The following is a 13096-nucleotide window of genomic DNA, read 5'->3' as shown; positions in this document are numbered from 1 at the left end:
ACAAAACATCAGCTTCCCTATAAATTTTCGATAAATAAGCGAATAACGTCAGCACCGCCGATTAGCGTCCCCAGGCTGCTCCCTAAGTTCGCTAACAGAACTACCAGTAAAATGCGTGTTACCTTATTATTCCAAAACCCTTTGACACTATGAACATCTTCTGATAAATGTTCAAAATCTGCTACACTTGGCCGGCGAATATAGGCCTGGACAAACCCGGCAAAAAATCCAGAAGCAATTAAAGGATTTAAAGAAGTGATTGGAGCTGCAATAAAAGCTGTAAGAATAGCAAGCGGATGAGCTAAAGCTACGAAGGCGCCAATTGCTGAAAAGGATCCATTCCAGATCACCCAGCTGATTGTTTGTTGCAGGCCTGCAGAAGGATTGGCATAAAATGTATAGGCAATCACTGCAAGAATAAAAATGGGAATCCCCCAGCCAATTATTTTAGGAACTTTTGATTTTGGAGGACGTTCAGTCAACCGATCTAAATCCTGTTCTTTTCGTATTTCTTTTTTAATCCCTGGGACATGTGCTGCACCAAGAACAGCTACAATCTTATTCCCATCAGCCTGTTTGATTTTCTCTGCTAAATACTGGTCCCGCTCATCGATTAAAGGAGTTTTCAATCTTGGAAAGGATTCCGTGAAATCATCAAGCATCGCATTCAGCATATCTTGGGATTTCATTTTTTCCAGCTCTTCTTCTGTAATGCTCTCGTTGCTAAAAATACTAAAAATAATCTGCATCAGAAGTTTGGCCTTCCCTGAAAACCCAATCCCATGCCAAATACGGGCAAAGGTGATTTGAATATTGCGATCAGCCAGCACCAGTTCTGCATCTATTTCCTCTGCCGAATCAATGCCTTGAATCATTTCTTGACCAGGGCTAATCCCAAATTGCTTTGCCATGCGATTTTGAAAAGAGGATATAGCAAGGTTCATTAAGAGAAATGTGGCCTTCTTCTCTTTAATTACCTTAAAGATATCCATATCCCGCCATTTATTCTTATTCTGTATAGATTGATAGCGCTGCTCGTCCAGTTCAACACAAACCGTGTCAGGTTTCTCTTTCTCAATCACTTCTTTTACTTGTTCAGCACTATGCTTTGATACATGGGCAGTACCAATTAATATGATTTCTTTCCCATCTAAATCCATTCGCGTTATATTTTCTTCTGACATCGTTACCTTCCTTTTATAAGCCCCGCTTAAAATTCATCTATCTTCTCTTAATCATAAATGATTTACGTAAGATAGAAAAGAAATAAGATAGGATCAGTCGGCAACATCTTACCCATTGCTGATCTTTTTTATAAATTCTTTATTCCACTGTTTAAATCTTTCATTATGGGAAGAAACCATTCCCGTCCTACTAGCACTTGGATGAATATACTGCTTTGCTTTATTAACTGCATTTGCTGCATCTTGAAACGCTCCCGCTATCAAGTTTAGCTTCCCGTCATGTTTTAAAATATCACCTGCTGCATAAAGACCATCAACAGAAGATTCACTGGCTGAATTGCCTGCAATAAAATAGTCCTCCACCTTTGCTATGTCAAGACCACTGTTTTCAAGCAGGGATGCATCTTGCTCATACCCATGATTAATAAGCACTTCATCTACAGACAAATAAATATTTTCTCCTGTATGGTGGTTGGTCAGCTGAATCTGCTCGACCACTTCATGATTTACACCAGCAATCAGCCTCGTAATGGAGGTGTGGAAATAGCAAATGACGGAGCTATTCATCAATTGCGTTACTGAAGCCTCATGCCCAGCAAGTACCCCTTTTCGATAGGTTATAAAAACCTGTTTAGCAATTGGCTCTAATTCATTTGCCCAGTCAATCGCAGAATTGCCGCCGCCAGAAATAAGTACGGTTTGATCTTTAAAACGGCTTAATGAATCAATCGTATAGTTTAAATTAGTCACTTCAAACCGCTCTGCCCCTTCTATATTTAGCTTCTGAGGATTTAAGATCCCTCCGCCGACCGCAACAATTACTGTTTTAGAGTAATGTTTTTGTCCTGAAGCAGTATGTAATACAAAAATTCCTGCTTCATTACGATGAATCGATTCTACTTTTTCACTCAAAACAACCTCCGGGTGAAACGTTAACCCTTGCTGTGTAAGTTGCTCCATCAATTGTGTTCCTGTAACAGGGGCCTGTCCCCCGACATCCCAAATCATTTTTTCAGGGTATACATGTATTTTTCCGCCTAAATACGGTTGATACTCTATCAATTTTGTTTTCATTTCTCTCAGCCCACTGTAAAAGGCAGAATAAAGCCCTGCAGGACCGCCTCCAATGACAGTGACATCAAATAACTCTTGTTCTTTCATGGCCTCTCACTCCTCACGTAATGATCAAAGCTGATGATTCTCCTAATTCTAAAAATAACGGTTGACAATCGGCAATGACATGAATATAGTAACATTATAATGAAAATGAGAATCATTCTCAACATAAAATGAATTTTTTATATAGATGGAGGTGTGTTTATGGCACGCTTATATACAGATAACTTAACCATTTCCTATGATACACGGCTAATTGTGAACGGTCTCAGTATGGAAATCCCAGATCAAAAAATCACAGCCATTATCGGACCAAATGGATGTGGAAAATCGACTTTGTTAAAGGCAATTACCCGCATTATTACACCCAAGTCCGGTTCCGTTGTCCTAGATGGAAAAATTATTACAAAGGAAAACACAAAAAAGCTGGCAAAACAAATAGCCATTTTGCCACAAACACCGGAAAGTGCAAGTGGACTGACAGTTGGCGAATTGGTTTCATATGGCCGTTTTCCCTACCAGAAGGGATTTGGACGCCTAACCAAAGAAGACATCGAAGTCATTGACTGGGCGCTTGATATAACCGGTACTTCCGCCTTTAAGTTCCAGCCTGTTGACGCTCTTTCAGGCGGCCAGCGGCAACGCGTCTGGATTGCTATGTCACTTGCTCAGGAAACAGATACTATCTTCCTTGACGAACCTACTACGTATTTAGATATGGCTCACCAACTGGAAGTCTTAGAAGTTCTCAAGCGCCTTAATGAAGAGCAGGGGCGAACAATTGTCATGGTTCTACATGACCTCAATCAAGCTGCCCGCTTTGCAGATTATATTATCGCTTTAAAAGACGGTGAAATTGTGAAGGCAGGCAATTGTGAAGAAGTTATTCATGCGGATGTACTGAAAAAAGTATTTCGAATTGATGCAGAAATTGGACGTGATCCACGGACAAACAAGCCGATGTGTATAACCTATCATTTATTAAAAGGAGATCAAAAAAATGAAGAAATCACTCATTCTTTCCCTCATGCTGTTCGTGCTAATCATTAGTGGCTGCAGCACTAAAGAAAGCAAATCCACTGCTGATCAAGGAAGTAAAGAAACCATCACATATCAATCAGAAAATGGCCCGATAGAAGTTCCCGCTGACCCAAAACGAGTTGTCGTCCTTGGCTCTTTTGCCGGAAATGTCATGCACCTTGGTGTTAATATTGTCGGTGTTGATGCATGGGCGAAAGATAACCCACGTTTTGATAAGGGACTGAAAGAAGTAGAGGTAGTCTCAGATGAAAGCCTTGAGAAAATCATTGAATTAGATCCCGATTTAATCATCGGTCTCTCCAATACTAAAAATATCGATAAATTAAAAGAAATAGCACCTACCGTCACATATACTTATGGAAAGGTGGATTATCTCACGCAACATATAGAAATCGGAAAGCTGCTCAATAAAGAAGAAAAAGCACAAGAATGGGTCGATGATTTTAAGAAGCGCGCACAAAAGACAGGAAAGAAAATTAAAGATAAAATTGGAGAAGATGCAACGATTTCTGTCATCGAAAGCTTTGATAAACAATTGTATGTATACGGCGACAACTGGGGCCGTGGTACAGAAGTGCTCTATCAGGAAATGGAATTGAAAATGCCAGAGAAAGTAAAAGAAAAAGCTTTAAAAGACGGCTATTATGCTTTATCAACAGAAGTCTTACCAACGTTTGCCGGGGATTATATGGTGATCAGTAAAAATAAGGAAATGGATAACTCCTTTCAAGAAACAGATACGTACAAAAACATCCCTGCGGCGAAAAATGATCGCGTGCTGGAAGTAAATGCAATGGAATTCTACTTCAATGACCCCATTACACTTGAGTACCAATTAGAAACTTTTACGAATTATTTTCTTGGAAAATAGAGGAAAAACATGAGAAGAGATGGGTTGGGCACGATGAAATCAAATCAACGTAGAATTCCATTTATCTATAAATTAATTGCAGGTCTTATCTTGTTTATTGCGGTATTTATTGTTGCAATTGTTTTTGGGGCAGTAAATATATCTGCAAAAGATATTTACCTTGCAATTGCATCAGAAGAAACAAGTGAAGCCATTTCCATTATTCGCGATATACGCTTACCAAGGGAAATTGCTGCAGTATTTGTCGGTGCTGCCCTAGCAATCGCTGGAGCCATTATGCAAGGAATGACCAGAAATCCTCTTGCAGATCCGGGGCTGCTGGGCTTAACCTCTGGTGCGAATGCGGCACTTGCCTTCACGATAGCACTGATTCCTTCCGCCAATTTCTTTGGCATCATGGTCGCCTGCTTCATCGGCTCAGCAATCGGCGCTATGATGGTGTTTGGTATCGGATCAATGAAAAAAGGAGGATTTTCCTCTTATCGAATTGTTTTAGCCGGAGCTGCTGTATCAGCCTTTCTCTATGCTATTGCAGAAGGTATTGGCCTTTACTTTAGGATTTCCAAGCATGTATCGATGTGGACTGCAGGAGGATTAGTTGGAACAACATGGAGTCAGCTTCAGGTCATTGTTCCAATTATTACAATCGGGATTTTCATAGCGATTGCCCTTTCGAAACAGCTTACGATTCTTAGCTTAAGTGAAGAAGTAGCTGTTGGATTAGGACAAAAAACAATACAAATAAAGGCAATTCTTTTTATTGTGATTATTTTACTTGCTAGTGCAGCAGTTGCACTTGTTGGAAACATGGCATTCATTGGATTAATCGTGCCACATATCACCCGTTTCATCGTGGGCACCGATTATCGTTTTATTATACCAATGTCAGCAGTAGTAGGAGGCATTTTTATGCTTTTAGCTGATACAGTAGGCCGTACCATTTATGCGCCATTTGAAACGTCTGTCATCGCGATTGTAGCGATTATGGGACTTCCCTTCTTTCTGCTCATTGTGCGAAAAGGAGGAAATGCATTCTCATGATTCATCCAGCTTTCATAAAAAAACAACGCATCTTCCTTTTTATATTGATAATGCTCATTATAGCAACAATGATTGTCGGAGCTAGTGTCGGATATGCTTCGATTTCCTTTGACCGGATCATTCCTACTTTACTTGGTCAGGGTACATTCAAAGAAGCATTTATTTTATTTTCCATCCGGCTGCCGCGCATTTGTATCACCTTACTAGCAGGCATGGCACTTGCTTTATCAGGCGCCATTCTGCAAGGAATTACACGAAATGATTTGGCAGACCCCGGTATTATCGGCGTTAACAACGGAGCTGGCGTAGCAATTACTGTTTTCTTTTTATTTTTTCCGATAAGCAGTGATACGTTTGTTTACTTGCTTCCACTCGTTGCTTTTGCAGGAGCTTTATGTACTACCTGTTTGATCTATATTTTTTCTTACAGCAAGCAATCTGGCCTGCAGCCGATCAAAGTCATTCTTATCGGAGTTGGATTCTCTATGGCATTGTCAGGTATCATGATTGTGCTTATGTCCTCTGCGGACCAAGAAAAAGTCGATTTTATTGCCAAATGGATAGCAGGCAATATCTGGGGAACCGATTGGCCTTTTGTGTTAGCCATCCTTCCTTGGCTAATCATTTTAATTCCATTGACACTATACAAAGCAAATCGTTTAAATCTCCTCCATTTAAGTGAGTCAGCAGCCATTGGTGTTGGTGTACCGGTGGAAAAGGAACGCATCACTTTACTTTTCATCGCAGTTGCGCTGGCAGCTTCAGCAGTATCGGTTACTGGCGGCATTGCCTTTATCGGACTCATGGCACCGCATATGGCAAAAGCCATTATCGGCCCAAGAAATCAATTATTTATCCCCCTTGCCATTCTGATTGGCGGATGGCTGCTTTTGCTGGCGGATACCGTTGGGCGTAATCTGACAGACCCAGATGGCATTCCGGCGGGGATTATGGTTGCATTAATTGGCGCCCCGTACTTTATCTATTTACTTCTAAAAAAATAGAATTTATTATGTTAAAAATCCCATCTGAGAAAATGTCTCAGATGGGATTTTGTGCGATTTAATAACCTGCCACTCGATTATGATATACCTGAAGCGGCTGCAGTGCTGTTTTTACAATGTTATTTTCTTCCTCATTTAAAGGAATCATTGGCAAGCGAACTCCACCAACGGATACTCCCAACATATGTAAAGCCGCTTTAACCGCTGTTGGATTTGGTGCGATGAATACAGCTTTCATGATCGGAAGCAATTTACGGTGCATGGTAGCTGCTGTCTGGACATCGCCATTTTGATAGCTGTTAACCATTGTCTTCATCTCATTCCCAATGACATGCGAGGCAACAGACACAACCCCATGTCCGCCAATGGAAAGCACTGGCAATGTTAAACTATCATCGCCGCTATATAAAGAAAAGTCACTAGGTGTTTGCTCTATAATTTGTGCCATCTGGTCCAAATCACCGCTGGCCTCTTTCACAGTAACAATATTATCAATCGCTGAAAGTCTCACAATAGTTTCTACGGACATATTGACAACACTTCGGCCCGGTATATTATAAAGCATGACCGGAAGAGAAGTTGACGCAGCAATAGCACTAAAATGCTGATATAGTCCTTCCTGTGAAGGTTTATTATAATAAGGCGTTACAAGCATAATACCGTCAACCTCGCATGCCTCTGCCTTCTTTGTAAGACTGATAGAAGCTCGTGTGTTATTCGATCCTGTCCCAGCGATCACCGGTACCCTTCCCTGAACTACCTCTACAACAAATTTAAATAATTCCACTTTTTCTTCATCTGACAACGTTGGAGATTCTCCAGTTGTCCCAGCCACAACTAAGCCATCCGTTCCATTTGCAATCAAATGATTTACTAATGAGCGTGTAGCTTTAAAATCAATCTCTCCCTGCGCATCGAATGGTGTAACCATAGCCGTTAATACTTGACCAAAATTCATAACCTCACACCCTTTTCCTATTTTATCAGAGGTGATGAGAGCTATTTCATACGACGCAAAAAAGCAACAACGAGGGATTCGCTGCTGCCACAGAAACAGTTTAGTGTATAAACGTTCTATGTGCGATAGCCCTCCATATAGTTTCCTATATGACAGTTCTGCATTTATTCAAGTACAGACCCAGCTCTAAAACCATGAGTATTTTAAAGCTTCGGCAAAATCCCCTTCCCACAATAATCTTCGGATCCCATTATCCTCCTACTATGTACTAATGGATATTGCACCTCTACCCTCACTTCAAAATATAAAGTGAGAAATATCTAGTTAACTCTGATCATAGCAGAAATCTGATTCTATTGCAATACATAAAAACATCCCACTTGACCAGAGGGAGAATCATAGACATTCATTTATTTTCCGGCTTTCTTAAGTTGTCTGCCCTGCCATTCCTACGGCAGCCCGAATATAAAGTAGTAACAGTGCTAAAAGGGGGTGTATTTCTTGGAGAAGATAAATCGAAAAGAATTATATAATCTTTCCAATCAATTCATCGAATTATTTATCACAGATATTTTTTCCAAAAATCAAGTTAACCTGAAGGAAGCAAAAGAAAGAATGACCGATGAGCAACGAGAAAAATTAAAACAAACAGTTGAAAATTTAAAAGAGGAAGTGGAAGGTTTTCTCGACGCAAGTGGTAAAAAAACAGTGAATGAAGAAGAGCAAGAGACAAAAGAAAAGATGGAGTCATCCAGGCCGCTACGTGAAAAATTTATAAATAAAAAAGAAACAAAGAAAAAAGAAAACGAGGATAAGGAGTAAAAAATGTGCGCTTCCTCTAAGGTCTTTGTCCACTCAAAAATGCAATTAGTGCATTTACTATAGTATGAAAGAAGAAAGGAGGATAATTCATGAACAGTAATCAATATCCAACTTCTGAGAAAAAATGGCAAGCTCATGATCGAAGTGCACCACATCCTATCGAACCTTGCAACACAAATGATCATGAAAATGAAAATGTTGCTGAACAAGTAGCTGAAATCGACCAAACTTCAAATGAGGTTATCGTGATCCGTGATTCTTGTGATATTACGGTAGAAACAACAGACACCCAGGTAGCTGTTTCCCTGCAAGTAGCCCTACAGGTGGCAATTGCTATTGTAATAAATATTACAATTGCGGACAACAGCCGTGCTGAAGCAGTTACAGCAGATTTACTTGAAACAGCAGATGTCCGTCAAGCGAACCGTCAAAAACTAATTATCGTAAATTCACGTTCCATCGATGTAGCAACAACAGATACGGACGTGGCTATATCCTTACAATTATTGCTTCAAATCCTAGTAGCACTTGTAGTACAATTGGATATTTTATAATAAACAAAGAACTATTCTTTTATATATATATGAGGATCTTTATGCCAATGTTCCTTTTTCATGGTGTAAATAAGGCTACCGCTTCGTTAGCCTTATTTATATCTGTTTTTCATTTTTTCTTACATTTTTTTGAAACAAGTATTTTTTTAATCATATCGTCTTATACTTTATAGTGGAAATTCTTCCTTTATTGTTAATTTATGAATTAACTTTACTTCTAATACTAAAAAGTTGTATATTACAAGTGGATATTCTTTTTTTAAGTACCTTAAGTCATAAGGAGCGATTATATTGGAAAGAGTAGTTGGAACTGTGGTAAGAGGCCTCCGTTGTCCAATCGTAAATGAAGGGGACAATATCGAGGAGATCGTTGTAGATAGTGTATTAAAAGCCTCAGAAGTTGAAGGCTTTGAAATTCATGATAAAGATATTGTTACATTAACAGAATCAATTGTAGCCCGAGCTCAAGGCAACTATGCTACCATTGATGCGATTGCAAAAGATGTCAAATCCAAATTCGATGATGATACCATTGGTGTCATATTCCCCATTTTAAGCCGAAACCGGTTCGCAAACTGTCTTCGCGGAATTGCCAAAGGCGCTAAAAAGATTGTATTAATGCTCAGCTACCCATCTGATGAGGTAGGAAACCATTTAGTGCATATCGATATGCTTGATGAAAAAGGCATTAATCCTTGGACAGATGTTTTAACTGAAAAACAATTCCGTGATCATTTTGGCTACATAAAGCATACGTTTACTGGTGTGGATTATATTGAATATTATAAATCACTCGTAGAGGAATATGGGATTGAATGTGAAGTCATCTTCTCCAATAACCCAAGAACCATTTTAGATTACACAAAAAACGTCATTACCTGTGATATCCATACAAGAATGCGAACCAAGCGAATACTAAAAGCAAATGGCGGGGAAAAAATTTATGGGCTCGATAATATATTAGCCGAGCCTATTGATGGCAGCGGCTATAATGAAGCATACGGATTGCTTGGAGCAAATAAATCAACAGATGATGCGGTAAAACTTTTCCCGCGTGACTGCCAGCCTACCGTTGATAATATTCAACAAATACTCAAAGAAAAAACAGGCAAAGCAGTAGAAGTTATGGTCTATGGAGACGGGGCATTTAAAGATCCGGTAGGGAAAATTTGGGAACTTGCTGATCCAGTTGTATCACCTGCCTATACAGAAGGGCTTGACGGGAGACCAAATGAGATCAAGTTAAAATATCTCGCGGACAATAACTTTTCCGATTTAAGAGGAGAAGAGCTCCAACAAGCAATTTCCGAGTTCATTGATAATAAAAATGATGATCTTGTCGGAGCCATGGAAGCACAAGGTACTACACCAAGAAAACTCACTGACCTGATTGGATCGCTGTCTGACTTAACTTCAGGAAGCGGCGATAAAGGAACACCGATTGTGTTCATCCAAGGCTACTTTGACAACTATACGAAATAAGAAAAAAAGCAATACATCTTCTTGGTGTATTGCTTTTTTTATATATATGGTGCCTGTTATATATATGGTGCCTGTCACTTCCCGAATTTTGTCGAATTGTTATATGGTGCCTGTCACTTCCCGAAATTTGTCGAAAGGGTTTATTCTTTTCCATAGTAAACAAATAAACAATAAGAGAAAATATACATATAATACAGGAGACTACTTCAGGGGAGAGGAGCAATAGGATGATACAGTTTAAATCATTTCGCGGGGAAGTTATGGGAATTCAAGATATATCGACTGGAGAATACGGAGAAGGCTGCGTTAAAATGATTGCACTACAAAATGAAGAAGGTGCTCAGGTAAATTTTATTTTGTCGCCAGCAACCTATGTCGTAAACCAGGAGATGATCAAAACAGGAGATATCGTGACCGGATATTATGACGGGAATGCTCCTACCATCATGATATACCCACCACAATACCAAGCGCTTGTTATGGTAAAGGAGTATGCCCATCAACATGGAATGGCAAGTTATTTTGACAGTGAACTCATCAGTCAGGATCATCAACTGAAATTAAACATACATCCTTCTACACAAATCACTACAACAAACGGGCAAGCCTATACAGGCAGTATTGCCAATCGAAACCTTGTCGTAATCTATGGACCATCTACGAAAAGTATCCCTGCACAGACTACGCCTTATCAAGTAATTGTTTTGTGTTAGAGAAAGTCTGTCCATTTTTATTAGAGGCGAATTGGGATCTTTAAGCTATTTACTTTGGTGCATTCCAACAATCCAAGCGGATGACATGATTCATTTTACCTACAGACGATATCATCCGCTTTGCATTCTTTTCTACACCGATGGAAAATCACATCTCCATGCATGCAAATGTTCATTCACCCTTTTATTTATAAAAAACCTATGGTATCATATATCAAAATGATACGTATCAAAAAGATATAGAAATGGGATGAACCAACTTGAAATACAATCATACAACTTATGCAATTCTTGGAATATTAACGACAGGTTGCAGAACCGGCTATGCTATTAAACAGCTCATGGACCAAAGTTTAAATCACTTTTGGAAAATCAGTTATGGCCAGATTTATCCAACACTAAAACAAATTGTAAAGGAAGGCCTTGCGACTGTTGATACATTATCAGAGGAGGGGAAACCAAGTAGAAAAGAATATTACCTCACTACAAAAGGAAAACAAACCTTAAAAGACTGGCTACAAAAACCAGTCGAACAAGTACCCGTAGAAAAAAATGAAATTTTACTTAAATTATTTTTCAGCCGCCATCAATCCAATACAAATGCTTTATCGCTTATAAATAATTACAGGGAGAAGTTAGAGGAGAATTATCAGACCTATCAAAACATTGAACAAATGATTGCAAACCAAAAGCAAAACCAGGCAGACGCGAAATACTGGCTGTTTACCTTAGATTACGGAAAGCGCGTGACAAAGGCGGCAATTGAATGGTGCCACGCAACCACCACACAAATGAATAAAGGATAAACGAGACGTGGGATCGTGCGCATGAATAAAGTTAGTGCCAAATCAGAAGGAGGTTTTTACATGGAAGGATTATTTATATTTGCTCGCCTACTGCATATCGTCGGTGGATTCCTGGCATTATTTGTGTTTTGGCTTCCCATTATTACACGTAAAGGCGGAAAGCTCCATACTCAAATCGGCTGGATTTACGTATTTGCAATGGCTAGCGTTTCCATTACTGCACTGTACATGGGAGTTTACCGATTAACATGGGAGCCAGGTCACGATCCGGATACGACTGCGTTCTCATGGTTCCTCCTATTTATTTCCGTCCTCAGCGGAGCAACTGCATGGTATGGTCTGCGTGTCCTCCGTTATAAAAAACGAAAAAGAAGCCATCGCCAGGCCATTGATTATATTTTTCCTATTTTGTTGCTTACATCCGGCATTGCAATCAGCATTTACGGCTGGATCATACATTTTCCGCTGCTTCAATATTTCCCGGTCGTTGGCATCTTCCTAGGCGCGACTCAACTGCAATACTGGCTTACATCACCGAAACGCAAATCACACTGGATCGTGGAGCACATCGTTGGTATGCTTTCATGCTGTATTGCTACGATAACAGCTTTTGTCGTTTTCGGGGCACCACGATTGCTAGGAGTCGATTCCGTCAGCTTATTCATCTGGTTCATTCCAACAATCATGATCGTACCGCTTATTATTGGATTTACAACCTATTATGCAAAAAAACTAAATGGTAAGCCGGCGGAAGGTAATTAGAAAACAATGGAGTGGAGAGCTGCTGAGGTTAGGCTTGATGTTCTTCGACTTCCCTCCCTGGAATGAGCGACTACCGCTATGATGTGAATTTTCCTCTGTCATTGCGCGAGTTCTTCTCTGTATTGCTCAACTTCCCTACTTTTTGCCCGAGTTGAACATATTATGGCTCGACTTCCCACTTTGTTGCGCGAGTTGGACATATTATGGCTCGACTTTCCACTTTAAGTATTTAATTGTTGCAGATCGATTAGAAAATTTATTAGACCTTGAAAAAGACTTCCAGCTAAAAGGCGATTCCGTTTGGAAAAGTTTTAATGCCGGAAAGGAAAAACAAAAGTGGTATAACGTATCGATTATTGAAAACATGTATGCAGATTTAGCAGATGAGGATATACCTGGTTATTTTCTAGAATATGAAGAAACTGTAAGGCGTGTGTTTGGTTGATGTTTATGCGATTGCTTGATTCTAGAGCCTCCCATATGATGATGCAGGAGGCTCTAATCTCTACTTTTCGTTTCTAAGCTCCATCATTTTTACTAGTAAACGGAAAACGCCAGAGGGATTATTATTTAGTTGGTCGAAAGATATAATTTCTTCCTCGTTTGCTACATTAAATATAATTTTACGCTCCATTCTATCCATATTAATATTCATACCATCTAATCGAAAATCTCTAACAAAAGTGGCATAATCCAGATTAGTATGATCTAAATCTAATTTCGGATTAACCCCCGAATTTTG

At 39.5% G+C, this 13096-nt stretch carries 15 protein-coding genes and 1 riboswitch; of the genes, 11 read left to right on the top strand and 4 right to left on the bottom strand.

Features of this window, described 5'->3' with window-relative positions; translation table 11 throughout:
- Positions 1–17: 17 nt before the first annotated feature.
- Positions 18–1184: a TraB/GumN family protein gene (locus GZ63_RS0105120; protein ID WP_029267522.1), complete on the bottom strand. Its 1167-nt coding sequence runs from the start codon at positions 1182–1184 to the stop codon at positions 18–20.
- Between the two features lie 108 nt (positions 1185–1292).
- Positions 1293–2345, bottom strand: a complete 1053-nt coding sequence (locus GZ63_RS0105115; protein WP_029267520.1) for an NAD(P)/FAD-dependent oxidoreductase — start codon at positions 2343–2345, stop codon at positions 1293–1295.
- A gap of 159 nt (positions 2346–2504) precedes the next feature.
- Here GZ63_RS0105115 and GZ63_RS0105110 point away from each other — a divergent pair, with 159 nt between their 5' ends.
- The 4 genes from GZ63_RS0105110 to GZ63_RS0105095 are packed head-to-tail and all read left to right on the top strand — an operon-like array spanning position 2505 to position 6257.
- Positions 2505–3350, top strand: a complete 846-nt coding sequence (locus tag GZ63_RS0105110) for an ABC transporter ATP-binding protein (protein WP_029267517.1) — start codon at positions 2505–2507, stop codon at positions 3348–3350.
- The gene (locus tag GZ63_RS0105105) at positions 3301–4212 is read left to right on the top strand and encodes an iron-hydroxamate ABC transporter substrate-binding protein (protein ID WP_029267515.1); all 912 of its coding nucleotides are present in this window, start codon (positions 3301–3303) and stop codon (positions 4210–4212) included. The genes GZ63_RS0105110 and GZ63_RS0105105 overlap by 50 nt, the downstream gene beginning before the upstream one ends.
- Before the next feature lie 33 nt (positions 4213–4245).
- Positions 4246–5253 carry a FecCD family ABC transporter permease gene (locus GZ63_RS0105100; protein ID WP_029267513.1) on the top strand — a complete coding sequence of 336 codons (1008 nt, stop codon included), beginning with the start codon at positions 4246–4248 and terminating at the stop codon, positions 5251–5253.
- On the top strand, positions 5250–6257 hold the full coding sequence (locus GZ63_RS0105095) for a FecCD family ABC transporter permease (RefSeq protein ID WP_029267510.1): 1008 nt from the start codon (positions 5250–5252) through the stop codon (positions 6255–6257). Before GZ63_RS0105100 ends, GZ63_RS0105095 begins: the two co-directional genes overlap by 4 nt.
- A gap of 58 nt (positions 6258–6315) precedes the next feature.
- Here GZ63_RS0105095 and dapA read toward each other — a convergent pair whose 3' ends face one another.
- Positions 6316–7215: a 4-hydroxy-tetrahydrodipicolinate synthase gene (gene dapA, locus GZ63_RS0105090; protein WP_029267509.1), complete on the bottom strand. Its 900-nt coding sequence runs from the start codon at positions 7213–7215 to the stop codon at positions 6316–6318.
- Between the two features lie 118 nt (positions 7216–7333).
- Positions 7334–7512, bottom strand: a riboswitch (Lysine riboswitch).
- A gap of 204 nt (positions 7513–7716) precedes the next feature.
- Between dapA and GZ63_RS0105085 the strand changes: the two genes are divergently transcribed.
- From GZ63_RS0105085 to GZ63_RS0105055, 7 genes are all read left to right on the top strand, one after another.
- On the top strand, positions 7717–8037 hold the full coding sequence (locus tag GZ63_RS0105085; RefSeq protein WP_029267507.1) for a hypothetical protein: 321 nt from the start codon (positions 7717–7719) through the stop codon (positions 8035–8037).
- Between the two features lie 89 nt (positions 8038–8126).
- Positions 8127–8591: a spore coat protein gene (locus GZ63_RS0105080; protein WP_029267505.1), complete on the top strand. Its 465-nt coding sequence runs from the start codon at positions 8127–8129 to the stop codon at positions 8589–8591.
- 291 nt (positions 8592–8882) lie between these two features.
- Positions 8883–10073 carry a coenzyme F420-0:L-glutamate ligase gene (locus GZ63_RS0105075; protein ID WP_029267503.1) on the top strand — a complete coding sequence of 397 codons (1191 nt, stop codon included), beginning with the start codon at positions 8883–8885 and terminating at the stop codon, positions 10071–10073.
- 227 nt (positions 10074–10300) lie between these two features.
- Positions 10301–10786, top strand: a complete 486-nt coding sequence (locus GZ63_RS0105070; RefSeq protein WP_029267501.1) for a hypothetical protein — start codon at positions 10301–10303, stop codon at positions 10784–10786.
- A gap of 260 nt (positions 10787–11046) precedes the next feature.
- On the top strand, positions 11047–11592 hold the full coding sequence (locus GZ63_RS0105065) for a PadR family transcriptional regulator (RefSeq protein WP_029267499.1): 546 nt from the start codon (positions 11047–11049) through the stop codon (positions 11590–11592).
- Positions 11593–11652: 60 nt separating this feature from the next.
- Positions 11653–12354, top strand: coding sequence for a DUF2306 domain-containing protein (locus GZ63_RS0105060; RefSeq protein ID WP_029267497.1), 702 nt, complete (start codon positions 11653–11655; stop codon positions 12352–12354).
- Between the two features lie 151 nt (positions 12355–12505).
- Positions 12506–12799 (top strand): hypothetical protein, encoded by a 294-nt coding sequence (locus GZ63_RS0105055; RefSeq protein ID WP_198020905.1) that lies wholly within the window; start codon positions 12506–12508, stop codon positions 12797–12799.
- 60 nt (positions 12800–12859) lie between these two features.
- Here GZ63_RS0105055 and GZ63_RS18285 read toward each other — a convergent pair.
- Positions 12860–13096, bottom strand: a 237-nt coding sequence (locus GZ63_RS18285) for a hypothetical protein (protein WP_038220965.1), incomplete at its 5' end; no start/stop codon positions are given.

Source organism: Virgibacillus alimentarius (genome assembly GCF_000709085.1).
Taxonomy (GTDB): domain Bacteria; phylum Bacillota; class Bacilli; order Bacillales; family Amphibacillaceae; genus Virgibacillus_B; species Virgibacillus_B alimentarius.
This window is presented reverse-complemented; position numbering and strand designations above follow the sequence as displayed.